This window comes from Paenarthrobacter sp. TAF1, from assembly GCF_052113825.1.
Taxonomy (GTDB): Bacteria; Actinomycetota; Actinomycetes; order Actinomycetales; family Micrococcaceae; genus Arthrobacter; species Arthrobacter nicotinovorans.
Window position 1 is genome coordinate 45,819 of sequence record NZ_JBFRDO010000023.1, and the last position, 19,263, is coordinate 65,081.

At 63.1% G+C, this 19,263-nt stretch carries 18 protein-coding genes; 3 read left to right on the top strand and 15 right to left on the bottom strand.

Annotated features, from left to right (window positions below):
* Positions 1-68: 68 nt before the first annotated feature.
* The 7 genes from AB4Y81_RS19565 to AB4Y81_RS19595 all read right to left on the bottom strand — a co-directional run bounded on the left by AB4Y81_RS19565 (position 69) and on the right by AB4Y81_RS19595 (position 8,295).
* On the bottom strand, positions 69-1,397 hold the full coding sequence (locus tag AB4Y81_RS19565; RefSeq protein WP_441996612.1) for a NosD domain-containing protein: 1,329 nt from the start codon (positions 1,395-1,397) through the stop codon (positions 69-71).
* A 29-nt stretch (positions 1,398-1,426) separates the two neighbouring features.
* The gene (locus AB4Y81_RS19570) at positions 1,427-2,368 is read right to left on the bottom strand and encodes a carbohydrate kinase family protein (protein WP_079581602.1); all 942 of its coding nucleotides are present in this window, start codon (positions 2,366-2,368) and stop codon (positions 1,427-1,429) included.
* A 13-nt stretch (positions 2,369-2,381) separates the two neighbouring features.
* Positions 2,382-3,941 carry a glycoside hydrolase family 32 protein gene (locus tag AB4Y81_RS19575; protein ID WP_441996614.1) on the bottom strand — a complete coding sequence of 520 codons (1,560 nt, stop codon included), beginning with the start codon at positions 3,939-3,941 and terminating at the stop codon, positions 2,382-2,384.
* A 40-nt stretch (positions 3,942-3,981) separates the two neighbouring features.
* The gene (locus tag AB4Y81_RS19580; protein WP_018778062.1) at positions 3,982-5,031 is read right to left on the bottom strand and encodes a LacI family DNA-binding transcriptional regulator; all 1,050 of its coding nucleotides are present in this window, start codon (positions 5,029-5,031) and stop codon (positions 3,982-3,984) included.
* Positions 5,032-5,117: 86 nt separating this feature from the next.
* Positions 5,118-6,047: a carbohydrate ABC transporter permease gene (locus tag AB4Y81_RS19585; RefSeq protein WP_441996617.1), complete on the bottom strand. Its 930-nt coding sequence runs from the start codon at positions 6,045-6,047 to the stop codon at positions 5,118-5,120.
* Positions 6,047-6,934, bottom strand: a complete 888-nt coding sequence (locus AB4Y81_RS19590; protein WP_039239628.1) for a carbohydrate ABC transporter permease — start codon at positions 6,932-6,934, stop codon at positions 6,047-6,049. The genes AB4Y81_RS19585 and AB4Y81_RS19590 overlap by 1 nt, the downstream gene beginning before the upstream one ends.
* A 74-nt stretch (positions 6,935-7,008) precedes the next feature.
* Positions 7,009-8,295: an ABC transporter substrate-binding protein gene (locus tag AB4Y81_RS19595; RefSeq protein ID WP_018778059.1), complete on the bottom strand. Its 1,287-nt coding sequence runs from the start codon at positions 8,293-8,295 to the stop codon at positions 7,009-7,011.
* Between the two features lie 352 nt (positions 8,296-8,647).
* Here AB4Y81_RS19595 and AB4Y81_RS19600 point away from each other — a divergent pair, with 352 nt between their 5' ends.
* Positions 8,648-10,000, top strand: a complete 1,353-nt coding sequence (locus AB4Y81_RS19600) for a NosD domain-containing protein (protein WP_441996620.1) — start codon at positions 8,648-8,650, stop codon at positions 9,998-10,000.
* Positions 10,001-10,133: 133 nt separating this feature from the next.
* Here AB4Y81_RS19600 and AB4Y81_RS19605 read toward each other — a convergent pair whose 3' ends face one another.
* From AB4Y81_RS19605 to AB4Y81_RS19620, 4 genes are read right to left on the bottom strand one after another with little or no spacing between them, the layout of a single operon-like run.
* The gene (locus AB4Y81_RS19605; RefSeq protein ID WP_018778057.1) at positions 10,134-10,526 is read right to left on the bottom strand and encodes a universal stress protein; all 393 of its coding nucleotides are present in this window, start codon (positions 10,524-10,526) and stop codon (positions 10,134-10,136) included.
* Positions 10,523-12,130, bottom strand: coding sequence for a tripartite tricarboxylate transporter permease (locus tag AB4Y81_RS19610; RefSeq protein WP_210077421.1), 1,608 nt, complete (start codon positions 12,128-12,130; stop codon positions 10,523-10,525). Before AB4Y81_RS19610 ends, AB4Y81_RS19605 begins: the two co-directional genes overlap by 4 nt.
* Complete coding sequence (locus tag AB4Y81_RS19615; protein WP_441996622.1) at positions 12,130-12,633, bottom strand: tripartite tricarboxylate transporter TctB family protein; 504 nt, start codon at positions 12,631-12,633, stop codon at positions 12,130-12,132. Before AB4Y81_RS19615 ends, AB4Y81_RS19610 begins: the two co-directional genes overlap by 1 nt.
* Positions 12,630-13,640, bottom strand: coding sequence for a Bug family tripartite tricarboxylate transporter substrate binding protein (locus tag AB4Y81_RS19620; protein ID WP_018778054.1), 1,011 nt, complete (start codon positions 13,638-13,640; stop codon positions 12,630-12,632). Before AB4Y81_RS19620 ends, AB4Y81_RS19615 begins: the two co-directional genes overlap by 4 nt.
* Positions 13,641-13,891: 251 nt before the next feature.
* Here AB4Y81_RS19620 and AB4Y81_RS19625 point away from each other — a divergent pair, with 251 nt between their 5' ends.
* Both AB4Y81_RS19625 and AB4Y81_RS19630 read left to right on the top strand, forming a co-directional pair.
* The gene (locus AB4Y81_RS19625) at positions 13,892-15,469 is read left to right on the top strand and encodes a sensor histidine kinase (protein ID WP_018778053.1); all 1,578 of its coding nucleotides are present in this window, start codon (positions 13,892-13,894) and stop codon (positions 15,467-15,469) included.
* On the top strand, positions 15,466-16,134 hold the full coding sequence (locus tag AB4Y81_RS19630) for a response regulator (protein ID WP_018778052.1): 669 nt from the start codon (positions 15,466-15,468) through the stop codon (positions 16,132-16,134). Before AB4Y81_RS19625 ends, AB4Y81_RS19630 begins: the two co-directional genes overlap by 4 nt.
* Before the next feature lie 39 nt (positions 16,135-16,173).
* On the opposite strand, the gene AB4Y81_RS19635 is transcribed toward AB4Y81_RS19630, so the two are convergent.
* The 4 genes from AB4Y81_RS19635 to AB4Y81_RS19650 form a co-directional block, all read right to left on the bottom strand.
* Positions 16,174-16,650: a heme-degrading domain-containing protein gene (locus AB4Y81_RS19635; protein ID WP_018778051.1), complete on the bottom strand. Its 477-nt coding sequence runs from the start codon at positions 16,648-16,650 to the stop codon at positions 16,174-16,176.
* Complete coding sequence (locus AB4Y81_RS19640; protein ID WP_441996624.1) at positions 16,643-17,674, bottom strand: Gfo/Idh/MocA family protein; 1,032 nt, start codon at positions 17,672-17,674, stop codon at positions 16,643-16,645. The genes AB4Y81_RS19635 and AB4Y81_RS19640 overlap by 8 nt, the downstream gene beginning before the upstream one ends.
* A 4-nt stretch (positions 17,675-17,678) precedes the next feature.
* Positions 17,679-18,563 (bottom strand): TolB family protein, encoded by an 885-nt coding sequence (locus tag AB4Y81_RS19645; protein WP_441996626.1) that lies wholly within the window; start codon positions 18,561-18,563, stop codon positions 17,679-17,681.
* 95 nt (positions 18,564-18,658) lie between these two features.
* Positions 18,659-19,263, bottom strand: a 605-nt coding sequence (locus AB4Y81_RS19650) for a sugar phosphate isomerase/epimerase family protein (protein WP_441996628.1), incomplete at its 5' end; no start/stop codon positions are given.

Below are 19,263 nucleotides of genomic sequence, written 5' to 3' on the forward strand. Positions count from 1 at the left end.
GAGTTTTTGTACAGGTAATGCCCCTAAGAACGAATCTTAAGGGCATTAGCTGGACAAAAACTCCCAGGTTAAGGGGTTGGACGGATGGCGTTGCTTGCCCGGTCGGCGCTGATTTGGGTTTCCCTGCCCGAGTCGAGGATGGTGTTCCGCGCTGATTCCGGGTCCACCAGGACCGCGGTCACGGCCAGGTCTTCAGCCGCATCGGTGGTCAGCAGGGCATCCACCTGGGCCTCGAAGCAGTCGTCGCTGGCGTTGGCGTGCACGTTCAAGGCCACCACATGGTTGTTGGACACGAAATTGCCCGCGCCTTCACGCAAGCGGATGATGACCGGCGTTGCGCCCTCCGGACGGACGCTCTCCGAGTCGATGATCTGTGAAAAGTGGTTCCCGATCACCGAGTTGTTGTTGCCGCTTACACTGAGGACCCCGTGGAGGTCATCCAGCCCGTTATCGATCCCGAGGAACGGCGTCCAGGGCTCGTGGTCGCGGAGGAAGTGATTGGTGGCCACGAGGTTTTCCGAGCTGTTCCGCTCCAGGACCACCATGCCCGGATAGAAGGAATGCAGGCGGTTGTTGGTGATGCTGGAGCGCGTCACACCGCTGAAATGGACGCTGCTGGCACCCCGTGGGAAGACGTTGTTGGCCGTGACCAGGAGTCCGCCATGGTTCTCCGCATAGATCGAGCGGCCCTTGAATCCCGCGCCGATCAGGTTGTCCGTGATATTCGATGCTTGACCCCAGCCTCGCAATTCGATGCAGCTTCCGCATTCGGCGATGAAGTTGTTGTGGATGGAGAGGGCATCGGCGTTGTGGATGGTCAGTGCGTGTTCGAGGTAGATGAAGCCCATCTCGTTGACCCGGAAGGAGTCGTTGGCGCTGGCAACGTGAATCCCCGTCTTGCCATTGACGTATGTGTTCTCGGCCGGCAGGTCAGAGCCGTCCGGGGTGAAGTGCAGGCCATCAATGCAGAAGTTGGCGAATTCCACCGAACTGATCCGGGGGCTGCCCGCACGCTGAACAAGGAACGCTGCTCCGCTGGCCGGGTCCGAGTTGTCAGCGGGAGGAAGATCCACCAGCACGCGGCTGCCGCCGGGCCACAGCTCATGAAGGTCGGCCCATTCGTCCTGGGGAACGTTGAACCTGATGCTCGAGGACGTGAACCCGTGGCCTGAGCCCTGGATCCGAAGGAAGCTGATGTCGATCCGGACCTGCGTGCGCAGCCGGTAGTCGCCCGGTGGCAGGTAGATCACCGCACCGGCCTTGCCGCCGTCGTTCACATCTGTGGCGTTCTGGCGTTCCTTGACGTCGGCGATGATGCTGTTGATGACCTCGCCGACATCCTTGGACGGGTCGCCGGTGGGCCAGGTGGTCACATCGTAGTAGTTGCTGCTGGACATGGTGTGGATCCTCGTGGAGTTGGGGGTGGTCAGGTGGCGGGCTGGTGTTCGGGCAGTTCGGCCAGCAGCTCGTCCGACGTCGGCGGGTTGGCGCCCGCACGACGGACAGTGATGGCTGCGGCCTTGGCGGCCCGGCCGCCCAACGACTCCAGGGCCTCCTCATTGAGTCGGTCAACTCCGGTCTGGAGGAGCCCGTAGATCAAGGCGGACATGTACGAGTCGCCCGCGCCAATGGTGTCAGCCACGGTGGACGTCACGGAGGGAACCAAGACCTGGGCGCCGGTGGTCGAGAGCATGGATCCTTCCGAACCCTTGGTCACCACCACGAGGCCGGTCCCAAGGCCCAGGATGCGCCGTGAAGTGTCTTCGAGGGACAGGCCCGGGTAAAGCCAGTGCGCGTCCTCATCACTGAGTTTGACCACGTCGGTGAAAGGAATGAGTTCCTCGAAAGTGGTGGTGGCCTGGGCGTGGCTGCCCACCAGGGCCGGCCGGATGTTGGGATCGTAGGTGACCACACAGCGTTGATGTACCTGCTCAAGAAGATCGCGCACAGTTGCCGCTCCGGGTTCCAGGAAGGTGGCAATCGATCCTGTGTGCAGGATCTTGGGCAGGGTGGTTGGGGTGATCCGGGGAAGATCCCACTGAATGTCGAAGTCGTAGCGTGCTGAACCGTCCGACGCCAGGGTGGCGGTTGCCGTAGCGCTGCGGACGCCTGCGCGGGCACCGGCCAGGAGTTCGACGCCGGCACCGGCCAGGTGCCGCTGGATGGCAGCACCATGGTGGTCTTCTCCAATGGAGGTCAGCAATGAGGTAGGCACGCCGAGCCTGCCGAGGCCGTAGGCCACGTTCGCCGGAGATCCTCCCGGATGCTCCACGGTGCCGTGGGTCGAGACGACGATATCCACCAGGGCCTCGCCCACAACCATGACTTCGGTTGCCGGACTGCTGGTTGGCTTTTGGATGTTCTGCATTGGAACCTGCTCCTTAGGCGGGTGTTGAGACAACGAGCTTGAGAACTGTGGCGGTGCCGCCTTGGGCGGACAACCGGGTTTCCCGGCTGTCGGCATCCGGATAGACCAGGTCCGTCAGGACCACCGTGCCGTCCTGGGCGAAGACTTCCACGGAGCACTGGTCCACCACAATGAGCAGCTTGAGGACGCCGTCTTCCAGTGCAACCGGTGCGGATTCGACGGATGCGAACTTCCCGTGGAACGAAGTGTCCCCTGACTGGGTCCGGTCAAGGGTCAGCCTGCCGCTGCCCGGGGTGTAGTTCAGCAGGGTGCCTTGGCGTCCGTCGGAGCTGGCCAGCAGTCGCAGCTCAACACGCTCTGCGGTTCCCGGCGCGATCTCAGCCTCAATAACCTGCGCCGTGCCCGGTACGGCGTCCGGCAAGGCGAGGGCTTCCGACCCCAACTCGATGGTGCCCGCGCGAAACAGTTCTTCCTCCGGACCCGCTAGGACGGGGTACTGGACCAGCCGGGTGGTGCCGCTGATCGATTTCAGCTTAAGCTCGCGGGCGAGGGTCATGGAGGACCGCCACGGTGCTGTGGGCAACTGGTTGGCGTAGTCCCAGTTATTCATCCAGCCGATGATGATGCGCTTCCCATCCGGGACGTCGCTGAAGGACACCGCGGCGTAGCAGTCGCGGCCCCAGTCCAACCACAGGCATTGCTGCAGTGCCTCAGCCCTGGCAGATTCGTCCGGCAGGGAGGTGACTCCCGCTGGCGCCGCAAGGGAACCCGCGTCCGGAACGAAGCTGACGCCGTCGAACTGTCCTACGAAGTACTGTCCGCCGGAACCTTCCGCGACAGCGCCGGGATTCACGTTGACGATCAGCACCCACTTCATGTCCTCAGGATCCCCGTCCACCGCCAGGGGAAAGAGGTCAGGGCATTCCCACTCACCGGCGTCGGCGTTGGCCGGGCCAAAGTCGCTCAGGAAGTCCCAGGTTTTGAGGTCGTCGGAACGGTAGAGAACCACCTTCTGCTGTTGGGCTTCGACGGCGACCATGACCCAGTACGCGCTCGCTCCGCTGTGGTAACGGAAGACTTTGGGGTCCCGGAAGTGGGCTGAGTCCCGGGTGAGCACCGGATTACCGCCGTACTTTTGCCAGGTCATTCCCGAATCGGAGCTGTACGCCAGGGACTGGGCCTGCGTGCCGCTGTGTTCGGTCCCGGGCTTGAAAGCGCTGGTATATATGGCCACCAAAGCCGGCGCCCCGGCTGTGCCGAAACCGGAGGTGTTGCCGTGGTCCACCACCACGCTTCCGGAGAAAATGTCCTCTGTTTCATCGCCTGCGATAGCCACGGGGTGTTCGGTCCAGCGCAGGAGGTCCGGGGAGGTGGCGTGCCCCCAGGACATGTTGCCCCAGACGCTGCCGTAGGGATTGTTCTGGAAGAAGAGGTGGTACAAACCGTCGTGGAAGACCAGGCCGTTGGGGTCGTTCAGCCAGGTGTCCTGTGCCGTGAAATGGATGGAAGGCCGGAACCTGGGAGTGACGGCCGGGGCTGTTTCCGGGCGTGCGGCGTCAAGGCTACTGGACATGTGGTGCGTTCCTTTTGGGACGTTGAAGGGCTGGTTGGGCTTACCGTGGAGCCGCGACCGAGTCACGGCGAACCAGGGGACAGCCCAGGACGGTGGGGTGGAGCGCCATTAAGGAAAGATCTTCTTTGCCCTCGATGGCATCAATAAGGTGATCCGTTGCCCAAGCCCCCATCTCGTAATGGGGGAGGGCCACGGTGGTAAGGCCGGGGTAGAGGTTGGCGGCAATGAGTTCCTGGTCATCGAAGCCCACAACGGAAAGGTCCTTGGGAATGCTGAGCCCTAACTCGGCGGCTGCCCGGTAAGCGCCCATGGCCATCCGGTCGTTGTAGCAGAACAGTGCCGTCGGCACGTCAGCGCGGTCTTCCCGGGACAGGATCCGTTTGGCAGCCGCATAGCCGCCATGAACTTCGGAGACTTCGGACTCGACCGGTGCGGCATCTCCGTCGAGCCCTGCTTCGGTGAGCATGGCCCGGAAGGCCTGGAGCCGCTGGCGGGTGGCGGGTACGTCGTCGGTGTTGTTGATGAATCCAATCCGGGTGTGGCCGGCGTCCAGGAGTGCCCCAACGGCGGCGCGGGCGCCGCCGTCTTCGTCCGGGACCACCGCGGTGATGTTTCCGCCGATGGCCACGGAGTCCACCAGGACCGACGGAACGTTTTCCAGGTTCCGGGGAAGTTCCACGTTGCGGTGGTACATGGTGGCGTACAGGATCCCGTCCACCCGGCGCTCCAGGAGGGCCTGGACGTCGGCTTGCCTCGATTCGAGACTGGCGGAGCCCGGAGTGTTGATGATCATCAGGTTGTAGCCCCGGGCCTTGGCCGCCTCATCAGCGCCGAGGATGATCCGGCCTGCATGGGGTGTGGTAGCGATTTCCTCGCTGACCAGGCCGAGCATTCCTGTCCGCTGCGTGCGAAGGGCCTGGGCCAGGCGGTTGGGGCCGTAGCCGAGCTCCTCGGCGGCGTTCCGGACCTTGTCCCGGGTTTCACTGCTGATCCGTGCGTAAGAGACCTCGTTAAGGACGTGGGAGACGGTGGTGACGGACACGCCGGCGGCGACGGCAACGTCCTTGATACCGATGTTCTTGCTGCTCATGTGGCTCCCACGTCCTTATGGTTGGCGATGCCCCGGAAGGGCTATCAGTAGGCTACTCGTTGATTGTGGCAGTGGCCTTGGTGGCATTAGCCCTTGACTGCGCCCAGCGTCATGCCCGCGACGATCTTGCGCTGCAGCAGAAGTGTCAGCAGGATGACCGGAATCGAGTACACGGCGGCGAGGGCCGTCATGGATCCCCAATCCAGGCCGAACTGGGTCTGGAAGTTCGCGATCACCACAGGTGTGGTTTGCGAACGGATGGCGGTCATCAGGAGTGCGAACAGGAATTCGTTCCAGGATGCCAGGAAGGCRAAGATCGCAGTGACCGCAATGCCGCCGGACACTACCGGGATCACTACCCGCCACAGGGCGCCCAGTCTGCTGCAGCCGTCCACGGTTGCGGCCTCTTCAAGGTCCCTGGGGACGGATTCGAAGAAGCTGCACATCAGCCAAATGGAGAGCGGCAGAGAGATGGTGGTGTGCGCAATGGAGAGGGCGATCGGGGTATCGGACAAGCCCGCCGAGGCCATCATGGACGCCAGCGGAATGCCGCTGGCCACGGGTGGAACCATGCGGGTCACCAGTGCAGCCATGATGAATACCTGGCCGCTGGGGGTCTTGTAGCGGGTAATGCCGTAGGCGGCCGGAACGGCCAGAACCAGCGATAGCAGGGTGCTGATGACGGCGGTCTGGATGCTGTTGATGAAGGATGCCACCACCCCGCTCCGGCCCAGGGCGTTGGTGTAGTTCTCCAGCGTCCATTCCCTGGGAAGGATGGTCGGTGGGACGGCGATGGTATCGATCGGCGTCTTGAAGGACGTGAACAGCAGGTACAGGAACGGGAAACCGTAGAGGACCATGGCCACTGCCAGCAGGATCCAAAGGATGGTCCGGGTGCTGCGCCGGCCGGCTTCGAGGCCTTCGCGGTTGGCCCCGCGCCGCTTGCGCAGCGGCTGCGCTTCCGGGAAGTCCGACGACGGCTGGCTGGCTTTGGTGGTGACGCTTGTGGTGCTCATCAGTTGTCCTTTCCTGGCCGCCAGATGGTGGTCACTGCAACAAAGGCAATGGCGAGCATTGCGAGGAGGTAGATGGTGCCCATGGCACTGGCCAGGCCGGGGTCGCCGAAGCGGATCATGGTGCGGTAGATCAACAGGCTCATCGTCTCGGAGGCTGACTGCGGTCCGCCGTTGGTCTGGATGAGGATGGTGTCGAAGGCCCTGGCCGCATCGATTCCGCGGACCACCAGCGCAACGGCGATCACTGGGCGAAGCAGGGGAAGGATGATCCGGAACAGGAGTGCCGGAGCCCGTGCACCATCCAGGCGGGCGGCCTCAATCAGATCGCCGGGGATGTTCTGGAGGCCTGCGAAGAGCACCAGGCACATGAAGGACGTGGTGAGCCAGATGTCCGGGATGGCCACCGAGAACAGCACGATGTTGGGGTCGGACAGCCAGCCGATCTGGTTGGGGTCCGAAAGGATCCCTGCCTGGTGGAGGAGAGTTCCGATCAGACCGAAGTTGTCGATCATCAGGAACTTCCACAGCAGGCCCGCCACGATCGGGGCGATCATCAACGGGTAGAGGAAGACGGTCCGCCAAATCTGGGATTTCCTGCCCAGCGTGGTGAACAGCAGTGCCATGCCCAGGCCGAGCGCGAATTCGAGGGTCACCACCACCAGGGTGTAGGCGAACGTACGCCACCCTGCGCTGGTGAAGGCCTCGGAGGTGAAGGCGGTGACGTAGTTTTGGAACCCCACAAAATCGCGGGGCCCGCCGGCGATGGGGGAGATCTTGAAGAAGCTGTCTGCCACCAGGCGGAAGAGGGGGTAGGCCACGAATACGGCCAGGAACAGTGCCGCGGGCGTCATCAGATAGAGGGCGAAGCGGCGATCGGAGATACGCACGGTATTTCTTTTCTGCTGGTTGGGACCGCGGCCGGCACTGTCATTCAGTTGCTAACGGTGCCGGCCGCGGAGTTCTACTTCAGGAGGTCCTGGATCTGCTTCTTGGCATCGGCCAGGAGGGCTGAGGTGTCGCCACCGGCCACGGCCTTCTGCAGCAACGGGATCAGGACGGTATCAACGATCTGCTGCCACTTGGCGGTAGCGGGTCGGGTGGCCGTTGCCTGGCCGTTGAGGGTCTCGATCAGCGGCTTGAAGCTCTCGTAGCCAGGCTGGTCCTGGTATTTTTCAAACGCGCTGATACGGGAGGCCAAACCGAGCTTGGATTCGATTCCCTTGTCGTTGTAGTCATAGGCGCACTTGACGAACTTCTTGGCGGCGTCAGTGTTCTTGGTGGCTTTGGGAACGGAGAGGTACCACGGTCCCGGAACACCTGCGACGCCGGCGCTGCCGCCAATCATTGCTGCGGCTCCCACCTTTCCTGCCACCGGAGCATCGGCGGGAATCTGGCGGTAGGCGTGGGCCCAGAAGCGGGTCATGGCGGTCTTGCCCTGGTTGAACAGGTTTTGTGCTGCTGCCCAGTCAACCTGCGCTGCACCGCTCGGGGCATCCTTGGCCAAGCTCACGTAGAAGTCCAGGGCTTCCTTGTGGGCGGCGTTGTCGATGACCACATTGTTGTCCTTGTCCAGGACCATGGGGGAGCCCGCCTGAAGGACGTGGGCCAGCCATTCAGTTTCCACGGCGCCCTTGACGTCCGTGCCGTACATGCCGTCCTTGGTGAAAAACGCGGAAATGTCCTGGTACTGCTTCCACGTCTTGGGGGCGGCGAGCTCGTAACCGTACTTGGCTTGGAAGTCAGCCTTGTTCTTGGCGTCCTCGAACAGGTCCTTGCGGTACAGGATGATCTCGGCATTGGTCCAGGCCGGCATGCCGATGAAGTGGCCATCCACGTTGGCTTCCTTGACGAGGGCCGGGAAGATGTCCTTCTTGACGTCGTCCGTGAAGAGTTCGTCCATGGGCTGCACGGCGTCCTTGAAGCTGGGAAGCCATACGGAGTCGAGTGCGGCAACGTCGAAGGAGACGTTGCCGGAGGAGAACTCGCTGGAGAGGCGGTTGAACATGCCGTCGTAGGGGAGTTCGACGAAGTTCACGTCGATGCCGGCGTCCTTCTTGCACTGCTCGGCTACGCCTGTCAGTTCGGCGTGGCCGCCGGCTTCAACCAGGACATTGATGGAGCTGGAGCCGCCCGATCCGCCTGAGGATGGTGCGGGACCGCCGGCGCCACAACCGGTGGCAACGAGTGCGACGGCGGTGCACAGCCCGCCGAGGGTGACGAGCTTGGAGATGGTGTTTCGAGTGGACATCGCTGTCGACTCACTTTCTCTTGAACGGAAATTGCAGAGAGATGGGGATTTCACGTCTTTGGCTTGAAAAATCGTTTTGCCAAAACGACTTGGCAACACCTTAGAGCTGGAAGTTCGGGAGTGTCAAGAGCCACTTGCGGCGCGTGGTCTTGCCAAAATTACTCCTCGGATTTTGTCGTTGACAGTGTTGTTCGATGCCACTTACTGTTTGTTCCGGCTCCCGATAAAACGATTTGGCATTTTTGGCATGGACGCCACGCTCACTACGCCATTGCCCGGACGCAGGAGTCCGGGCCAATGGGGCGGGGCCAATCAAGCAACACGAATGAACAAGGACCGGCAGGAGACCAATATGGAAATTGACGAGACGCTTGACGTGAAAAACACCAGTCGTCGGATGCTCGTCGGCGCTGGAGCCGTGGGCTCGCTGGCGGCCGCGCTAAGCCTGGGGATGTCCCCGAAAGCTGAAGCTGCGCAGGATACGAAAGCCGGCCCCTTCAACTCGCCGAACACCTATGACGTCACAGCTTGGCGGATCAAGGGCCAGCCCAAGGTCACAGCTGAGTCGGATATCGGCGCCGTCATCAACGACATCATTGCCGACATCAAAAAGCGCCAAACGACGCCGGACACCAGGCCGGGAGCCGTGGTGATCATTCCCCCAGGGGACTACGACCTTCGCACCCAGGTGTTAGTGGACGTGGATTACCTCACCATCGCGGGCTTCGGCCATGGCTTCTTCTCCCGCAGCATCAAGGACAACGTGGACCCTACGGGATGGCTGAACCTCCAGCCAGGCGGCAGCCACATCCGCGTCCTGACGCCCCCATCCGCACCACAGGCATTCCTCGTGCGTCGGAGTGGCAGTCCGCGCCTGTCCGGAATCGTGTTCAGAGACTTCTGCCTGGACGGGGTCAATTTCACCCCGGACGGGAACAGCTACAGGAACGGGAAAACGGGCATCGAGGTCGCATCCGACAATGACTCCACCCATATCACCGGGATGGGATTCGTCTACCTTGAGCACGCCCTGATAGTTCGCGGCGCAGATGCCCTCCGGGTCCACGACAACATGATCGCCGAGTGCGGGAACTGCGTCGAACTAACTGGTGCCGGGCAGGCAACGATTGTCAGCGACAACCTGATGGGTGCAGGACCCGAGGGTGTGACGCTTCTGGCTGAAAACCACGAGGGCCTGCTTGTCACGGGGAACAACTTCTTCCCGCGAGGACGAAGCCTCATCGAGTTCAACGGCTGTAACCGCTGCTCCGTATCGTCGAACCGGTTTCAGGGCTTCTATCCTGGCATGATGCGCCTGCTGAATGGATGCAAGGAAAACCTCATCACGTCCAATCACTTCCGCAGGGGCACCGAGGGGTTCCCCCCTTTTATCAATCGCACAAACGGTCTCGATGACCTCTACGGCGTCCTCCATACGCTGGGAGACAACAACCTCATCTCAAACAACCTCTTCGCCTATGACGTCCCACCGAACAAGGTTGTCCCCGCAGGCGCCCAGCCAACCATCATCCTGATCGCGGGAGGGGACGGCAATGTCGTAGCCACTAACCACGTGGTCAGCAACGTTGCCACCCAGCACGTGGTTCTTGACGGATCCACCACCCATTCAAAGGTGCTCGACAGCGGATCCGCAACCACCATTACGTCCTACAGCCCGGACACGGCAATCCGGCCCACACCCTAAGACCCGGAAAGGAAGGCGCGGCTTTAAGTACGACGGCGGCTGGTCACCAAGGGCGACCACCCGCCGTCGAGCGTTTTTGTACAGCTGATGCCCCTAAGAACGCCTCTTAGGGGCATCAGCTGTACGAAAACTCCTAGTCCGCCTTCACCGCAAGGACCGGGCAGTCCGCTTCCAGGAGGATGCGCTGGGAAACGCTGCCCATGATGAGCTTGCCTACCGGGCTGCGGCGGCGGAGGCCGATCACGATCAATCCGGCGTCGTGCTCGTCGGCAGCATCAAGCACCTCGGCCGCTGCGTCATGACCGCGGATGGGTTGCTTGATGATGTGCTGGATGCCGTGCTCAGCCAGCCGGTCCTCGATGCTCTGGATCTCCGGCTCCTGGGCATAACGGTTGTCCACCAGGGCGTCGCCCTTGGAGGAATTGATGACCAGCAGGGTGTCGTTGCTCTTCTTGGCCTCGGCGATGGCCTGCGTCAGTGCTGCTTCGCCTTCTGGTGTGGGGACGTATCCCACCACGATGGTCATGGTTTCTCCTGCCGATGGTGTGCGGGCGTGGTTGGTTCGGTCTTCGTGGGTGAAGGCGTCGCCGGGGTCTGCGGCTCATCTTGGTCCGAAATGATGGACGGCCCTGTAAGAGCTGCCGTCGGACGGTTCCGCCGGATGAGCTTGAGGACCAGCGGCCAGGCCAGGATGATTCCGATGATGACGTAAATACCGACGGCGATCGGCTCGCTCCAGAGCCCTGCCGGGTCGCCTGCACTGAGCTGCAGGGTCTTGCGGAGCTGGCCTTCCAGCCGCGGGCCCAGGATAACGCCAAGAATGAGCGGCAGGACGGGGAGTCCGAAGCGGCGCATCATGAACCCCAAAGCACCCAGTATCAGCAGGATCACCAGGTCGAATGCCTGGAGGTTCACCGAGTAGGCGCCCAACGTGGCGAAGAACAGGATGCCTGCGTACAGGTACGGGCGGGGCAGTTGCAGCAGCTTCGCCCACAGCGGCGCCAGGGGCAGGTTGATCAGCAGAAGGAGAAGGTTGCCGATGAACAGGCTCGCGATCAGCGCCCACACCAGTGGTCCCTGGCTCGAGAAGAGCTGCGGGCCGGGCTGGATGCCGTAGGACGTGAACGCTGCCAGCATCACTGCCGCGGTTGCGTTGGTGGGCAGGCCGAGGGCCAGCATGGGAGTGAGGGTACCCGCGGCGGCTGCGTTGTTCGCAGCTTCCGGACCCGCCACGCCTTCGATGGCTCCATGGCCGAACTCTTCGGGGTGCTTGCTGAGGCGCTTCTCGGTGACATAGCTCAGGAACGTGGGGATTTCCGCTCCGCCTGCCGGCAAAGCCCCGAACGGGAAACCGAAAACCGTGCCGCGAAGCCATGGCTTCCAGGAGCGTTGCCAATCCTTCTTGCCCATCCAGGGACGGCCAACGGGAATGACATGCAACGGGGTGCGGCGCAGGTGTGCCGCCACCCAGAGGGCCTCGCCCACCGCGAAGATGGCCACAGCCACCACCACAATGTCCAAACCGTCGGACAACAGCGGCTGGCCAAACGTGAGCCGGCTCTGGCCCGTAACGGAGTCCAGGCCCACCAAACCGATGGCCAGTCCCAGGCCGAGGGAGGCGAAGCCGCGCAACCGCGACGACCCCAGGACCGCAGTGACAGCCAGCAGGGCCAACATCATGATCGCGAAGTAGCTGGGGGAGCCCAGGCTGACCGCGAACTTCACAACGATCGGTGCGCAGACCGCAAGGAGGGTAGTGCCAATGGTGCCTGCCACGAACGAGCCGATGGCCGCCGTCGCGAGGGCTTGCGCCGCCCGCCCCGCCTTGGCCATCTTGTTGCCTTCGATGGCCGTCACCACGGACGACGATTCGCCGGGAGTATTCAGCAGGATGGAGGTGGTGGAGCCGCCGTACATTCCGCCGTAGTAGATACCGGCGAACATGATGAAGGCGCTGGTGGGTTCAAGTGCGTACGTGACCGGGAGCAGCAAGGCAACGGTCATGGCCGGACCGAGCCCGGGAAGGACACCTACAGCGGTGCCGAGGATGACGCCGATCATGGCGTACATGAGGTTCAAAGGAGTGAGGGCGGTGGAGAACCCGTCCATCAAGGAGGACCAGACGTCCATTAGAGGATTCCTTCCAGGAGTCCGGCCGGCAGCRCAATGCCCAGGCCGAGGTAGAAGCCGTAGAAGGTCAGCAGGGAAAGTGCCACGGAGATGAGTCCGTCACGGACATAACGGCGGCTTCCGAGGGCAAGGACGCTGCCCCAGAAAAGCACCGTGCCGGAGATGACCCAACCAGCCCAATCGATCAGCAGGATGTTGAGCAGGAAGGCTCCCGCCAGCGGCAGGACGGTCTTCCAATCGGCAGGGTGCGCCAGGTCCACATCCTCGCCGCCTTCGGCCTCGCCCCTGCCGCCACGGAGGACATTGATGGCAAGCAGAACAGCGCAGGCCACCAGGAGTCCGGCAACGATGAACGGGACAGTCTTTGGACCCACAGGGTCCGATTTCGAGTACGGGGTTACCAGGCCGTTGGCGTCCAGGAAGACCAGGACTCCGACCACGCCGAGCAGGAGGGCGACCCCCAGCTCGGCGCGGCCTTTCAAGCCTGTTGCTGGAGAGCTCACGCCAAGCCAAGCTTGGTGAGGACGTCCGCCACCCGCTTGTCCTGGTCAGTCAGGAACGTCTGGAATTCGTCGCCGGTGACAAAGGCATCCGTCCAGCTGTGGGTCTTGAGTGCTTCCTTCCAACCGGCGGACTCGTGCATCTTCTCCAGCGCGGCGATCAGGGATTTCTTGTCGGCGTCGCTGATGCCCGGAGGGGCTACGACACCGCGCCAGTTGGTGAACACGAGGTCGATGTTGGATTCCTTGAGGGTGGGGGCGTCCACGCCGTCAAGCCGCTTCTCGCCGCTCGTGGCAAGGACACGGACCTCTCCGGACTTGATCTGTTCCAGGTACTCGCCTGCGCCGGAAGCTGCGAAGCCGAGCTTGTTGCCAAGGATGGCGGGAAGGAGGTCGCCACCGCCGTCGTAGGAGACAAAGTTGACCTTCGTGGCGTCGATGCCCACAGCGCCGGCCAACTGCATCGGCAGGAGGTGGTCCGGGCCGCCGGGCGAGGAGCCGCCGCCTACGGAGATCGACGCGGGATCTGCTTTCCACGCCTTCACCAGGTCATCGATGGTCTTGTAGGGGGAGTCCTTGCTGACCATGATGGCGCCCGGCTCTTCAATCAGCTTGGCCAAGGGCGTGGTGTCCGTCAGTTTCGATTGTGACTTGTTGGTGTAGCTGGCACCCACCACGCCCAGGCCCATGAGCATGGTCAGATCGCCGTTGCCCTTTTCGTTCACCACGCGGGCCAGGCCCACAGTGCCGCCTGCGCCYGCAAGGTTGAACACTTCAGTGTTGTTGGCGATCTTCTCATCGTCCAGGACCTTGGCCGCTGCCCGGGCGGTGGTGTCGTAGCCGCCACCGGGAGTGTTCGGAACCATGATCTGGAGGCCGGTGATGGGTCCGGCGGCAGCGCCGGAGCTTTCGGAACCAGTGGAGTTCTTGCCGGTGGCACCACAACCGGTGGCCATCAGGGCGAGGCCGGCGGCGACGGCGGCGACTCGCAATGCGCGGATCTGGCGCATGGTGTTCCTCTTCTCAGTTTTGAATTCTCTGCAGGGCGATCAACGTTGTGCCCCGTGAACTGATGCTAGGGGCCGCAGTGACGCCGATCACTCTTGTGTTCGCAGTGATCTTTAAGTTCATTGCGTTCACGCTCCTGGACGGTCCATCACGGCTCTGGGGTATAGTTCCGATACGCCACGCGGAGCGCCCCCAGACACCTCCGGACTCTGGCACCACCAAAGGAAACCACGCAGTGACTCGAAGAAGAGGAATGTCCCTTGCCGGGCAATACCTTGTGCTGCAGTTGCTGATCGTCCTGGCGGTGCTGGTGGCGGTGGTCGCCATCTCCCTGGCGCAGTCGGCCGCCGCGTTCGAACGGACAGAGGGCAGGCGGGCGTTGTCGGCAGCCGAAGCCCTGGGCAACAACCCCACCGTACGCGCGCTGCTCCCCACGGCGGAACCGCGCGGCGGTTCGGCGCTTCCCGCCGTCGCCGAATCCGTCAGGACAGTCTCGGGTTCAGCGCACGTGGCCCTGGCAAAACTGGACGGCACAGTCATCACGGCCTCGGACCCCGGACTGATCGGCCGGCCCTTGCCACTGGGAGAGAGCCGGGTGATGGAAGGAAGAGCCTGGACCGGCGTCGTCACCAGCAACAACGTGACAGTGCTGTCCGCCCACGTGCCGGTAATCGACGACTCCGGGCAGATGATCGGCATCGCATCCATCAGCCGCAACTACCCGTCCACCCTGGAAAGACTCGGCGACGCCGTTCCCAACCTCCTCACCTACCTGGGCGTGGCCAGCGTCCTGGGGGTAGCGGGTTCGCTTCTCCTGTCCCGTCGCGTCAAACGGCAAACCCTCGGCATGGAACCGCGGGAAATCACCGGACTGGTGGAAAACCGCGAAGCCATGCTGCAGGGCCTCAAGGAAGGTGTTGTGGCGTTGGACCCCCATGAGCGGATCACGGTGGCCAACCAGAGCGCCCGACAGTTGCTCGGATTGCCCGACGACTGCGTAGGCAGGAAGCTGCGCTCCCTCCCCGTCGAATCCGCCCTGAAAGTGGTGCTGACCCGCGAACAGTCGGACCCGGACCAACTGGTGCTGGTAGGGGAGCGGCTGGTGGTGATGAACCGGGTGGCGCTGCGCTCGCATGGGCGCGACATCGGTTCGGTGACCACCCTGAGGGACCGCACCGAGTTGTCCTCGCTTGAGAGCGAACTTGGTGCCACCCGTACGGTCACGGACACCCTCCGCGCGCAAGCCCACGAGTTCGCCAACCAGCTCCACGTCATTTCGGGCCTCATCCAGATCGGCGAGTACGATTCCGTGGTGCAGTTCGTCAACGGTGCCACCGTGGAGCGGACCCGGCTCAATGACGACGTGACCCGGCGGATCGAGGATCCCGCGCTCGCTGCCCTGCTGATCGCCAAGGCCAGCCTGGCCACTGAGCGCGGCGTCGAGTTGAAACTGGACCCCCGGTCCGCGCTTCCGCGCGTCAAGGACGAACTGTCCCGGGACATCACCACCGTGGTGGGCAACCTCGTGGACAACGCGTTCGACGCCGTCACTGGCCTCGCCGGGGCATCGGTCCGCGTGCTCGTGGAGGACTCGCCCGACGGCGTCGCGGTCACTGTCCAGGACAACGGCCCGGGAGTGCCCGCCGGTTCTGCCGAGGAGATCTTCCAACAGGGCTACTCCACCAAGGAACCGGGACCGGGGGATGCCCGGGGCTTCGGCTTGGCGCTTTCGCGGGTCATCTGCCGGCGCAGCGGGGGAGAACTGACCGTGGCCAACGACGACGGTGCAGTGTTCACCGCACGATTCAGCAAAGGGGCTCACCACAAGTGATCAAGGTCTTGATTGTCGATGACGACTTCATGGTGGCCAAGGTTCATGCCGGGTTCATCCAGCGAAGCCCCGGTTTCGGGGTGGTGGGTGTTGCCCACACCGGCGCACAGGCCTTGGCGGAAACGCGTAGGCTGCAACCCGATCTTGTGCTCCTGGACATCCACCTCCCGGACATCAACGGCCTCGACCTCATGCACCAGTTGCGGGACGTTGCCCCGGACCTCGACGTGCTGGTGATCAGTGCAGCCCGCGAGGTTGAGACCGTGCGCAAAGCCCTCCGCGGCGGCATCGTCCACTACCTGATCAAGCCCTTTTCCCAGTCCGATCTTCAGGAACGGCTGGAGCACTACCTCAGCGCCTACCAGGGGCTGGATGCTTCCAAGGTCGAGGCTGAACAATCCGACGTGAACAGGGTCTTTGGGTTGGGTGTTTCCGAGCGGACCCTGCCGAAGGGCTGCAGCGTGGAGACCCTGGAACTGGTGGAGTCCGCGTTGAAATCAGCACCGGGTGATTTGTCAGCCGCTGAGCTTGCAGAACAACTCGGGACCTCCCGTGTCAGTGCCCGCCGCTACCTTGAGTACCTCCACGACGAAGGCGCCTTGGACGTTCGACTCAAGTACGGCGTCGGACGTCCCGAAAGGCGCTATGTGCTGAAGGGGCGGTGAGGCCAAACCAGCCCTGGCCGGGTTCAAGCGCTGCTGCCCCTAAACCCCGACCGTCTTCAGGTAGTTCCGGATGCCATCGACCACCAGTTGGTGGTCCTCGTCGGAACTGAGGCCGGACACCGTCACAGCCCCGATCACACCTGCACCACGCACGCGGAGAGGGAAGGAACCACCCGCCAGGGTGTAGTCCTCGTGGGCCAGCCACCCGTTGCCCAGGGGGCTGTGGGTACGGGAGGCAAACAGCTCGGTCAATAGTGCCGTGCTGTGCTCGAAACGCAGCACCGAAGCTGACTTCCGGCGGATCCACTCCTCCTGGTCCGCCGTCGCGCCGGGCAGGACGCAGCGGAAGAGCACGATGTTGTGCCGGCGGATGTCGATGGCAACCCCGAACTCCGAACTGATGGCATGATTGGCGATCAACGAACCAAGGCGCCAGGCGTCATGGTGATCGAACGAAGCAAAGACCAGTTCTTCTTCCTGCCGGCGAAGCTCGGCGAGGCGTGGGGATTCAGTCACGGTGGTTTCCTTCCGGGGCGGCATCAGCGTCGTAGCTCAGCCCGATCTGGCGGCGGATCTCATCCATGGCAGCCATGATGGCAACGCTCTCGTCCGGCGGAAGGATGGTGCCTGCGGTTAAACCTTCCCGGACCAGCCGCTCCAGCTCAGCTGCCTGGAACTGCATGCCGCGACCGTTCACGGGCTGCTCGTAGCGCTCACCCACGGAACCGTCGGCCGCATGAACGGTGAAGGGGACAGGGTTGTACCAGGTGTGTTCGACGTCGATCCAGCCTTCGGTTCCGATCACCATGGCCCGGTTGGCGCTTGCTGCGTCAAGTTCGCAGTCGACGATCGCCTGCGCACCGCCGTCGTAATCGAAAACCGCCGCAGTCTGGCGGTCGACGCCGGTAGCAGTCATGGCAGCGCTGGCCCTGATCGAGGCCGGCGTGCCCAGGATGTCGAACGCGAAGGAGACCGGGTAGACCCCCAGGTCCAGCAGTGCGCCGCCGCCCAGGGCGGGATTGTTGAGGCGGTGTGCCGGGTCCTTTGGGAGGTTCTGGTTGTGGCTGGCCACCACCTTGCGGACTTCTCCGATGGTGCCTGCGGCGATGATTTCCCGGAGACGGATCATGTGCGGGAGGAAACGGGTCCACATGGCTTCGAGCGCCACGAGCCCCTTTGATTCCGCGAGTCCTACAATGTCCCGGGCTTCACGGGCATTCATGGTGAACGACTTTTCCACCAGCACGTGCTTGCCGGCGTTCAAGGCCAAGAGGGCGTTCGCGTGGTGGAAGGGGTGCGGCGTGGCGATGTAGACCACGTCAACCAAGGGGTCGGCCACCAGGTCTTCGTAGCTGCCATGCGCGGTGGCGATCCCGAATTTTTCCGCGAAGGACCTGCTGGACTCTGCCGAACGCGAACCCACCGCCTGGACAGTGAAGCCGTTCTCCTTCAAATCCTGCGTTTGCAGCCCGGCTATGAATCCGGTGCCGAGGATGCCCCAACGGATGGTTCCGTCGGAAGTACCGTTGCTTAGGGTCACGTAGTTAGTCCTTTGCAGAGTCAGTGAGCGGGTACGCCACATACGCAAAGCGCGCGGAGTCCGGCGACCAGCTGTTGACGTTGAGGGTACCTTGGCCACCGAAAAGTGGCCATGCTTGGAGTGGGGTGGTCCAGTCCTTGGTCGAAACAAGCACGACGTCGACGGGCAAGTCAGCGGGATGTCCAACGGTACCGCCGGGGAACCGGATGTAGCTGGCGTAGCGGCCATCCGGGGACAGGTGGGGGAACCAGTCGACGGTGTCGGACTTCAGCAGCTGAGTAAAGTCGCTGCCGTCCGGTCGGATCCGTGCAAGCTGGGCATGGCCCGGTGTTGTTGAGAACGACTCCGTGTTCAGGTAGATCCATTGCCCGTCAGGCGAGTATTCGGGCCCGTCGCAGTGGCCTGGACCGACGTCGACCCGGGCGGCAGCGCCGCCGTCGGACGCCGTGGTCATGAGCTTGCCGGGCTGCTTGAAGTCGCCGGCCTTAATTCCGACGTACGCGAGTTCCGTGCCGTCGGGGCTGACGCCGTGGAGGAAATGGAAGGAGCCGTCGTCCTCGGTGATGCGGGTGGCAGGGCCGCCCTTGAGCAGTGCACGGTAGATATGGCCGTCGTTGGCGGAGAGGAAGATGCCGGTGCCATCCGGCGCCAGGACGTGGTCGTTGTTGAGGTCGGGGATGCCACTGAGCGGGATTTGGGTCAGTTTCGCAGTAGAAGCGTCAAGACGCCACAGTTTCCCGTCTCCGTTCAGGATGAGGGCTGAACCGTCCATGGTCCAGTTCGGGGCTTCGAGGAGAATGTGGTCAGTGGCGTAGAGGGTTTTGCTGTGGCCCGTGACCGACGCGATCCGCACCTCGCAACGCTGGCCGGGTTGAAGGGTGCGGATCACGGTTGGCTCCTTGCCACTTTGATGGGAGTTTTTGTACAGGTAACGCCCTGAAGAAGGCTTCTAAAGGGCGTCAGCTGTACAAAAACTCCGGAGGGTTAGTCCTGGCTGAAGGCGGCGTCGAAGCTGGTCTGGGAGGCGGGGAAATCGAACTTCTTGAGCGCTGCAAGGGCTTCGGGGGCGCCGTGCAGGCGGTCCATGCCGGCGTCTTCCCATTCCACGGAGATAGGTCCGTCGTAGCCGATTGCGGTCAGGGCGCGGAAGGACGATTCCCAAGGCACGTCGCCGCGTCCGGCGGAGACGAAGTCCCAACCGCGGCGCGGGTCGCCCCAGGGCAAGTGGGAGCCCATGACGGTGTTCCGGCCGGTGGGGCGGAGCTTGGTGTCCTTGCAGTCCACGTGGTAGATCCGGTCCTTGAAGTCCCAGATGAAGGACACGGGATCGATGCCCTGCCACATGAAGTGCGACGGGTCCCAGTTCAGCCCGAAAGCTGGCCGGTGTCCGATCGCTTCGAGGGTCCGGACGGTGGTCCAGTAGTCGTAGGCGATCTCACTCGGGTGGACTTCGTGGGCGAAGCGGACCCCGCATTCGTCGAAGACGTCCAGGATGGGGTTCCAGCGGTCGGCGAAGTCCTGGTAGCCGGCCTCGATGACTTTCTCGGGGACAGGCGGGAACATGGCGACGTATTGCCAGATGGAGGAGC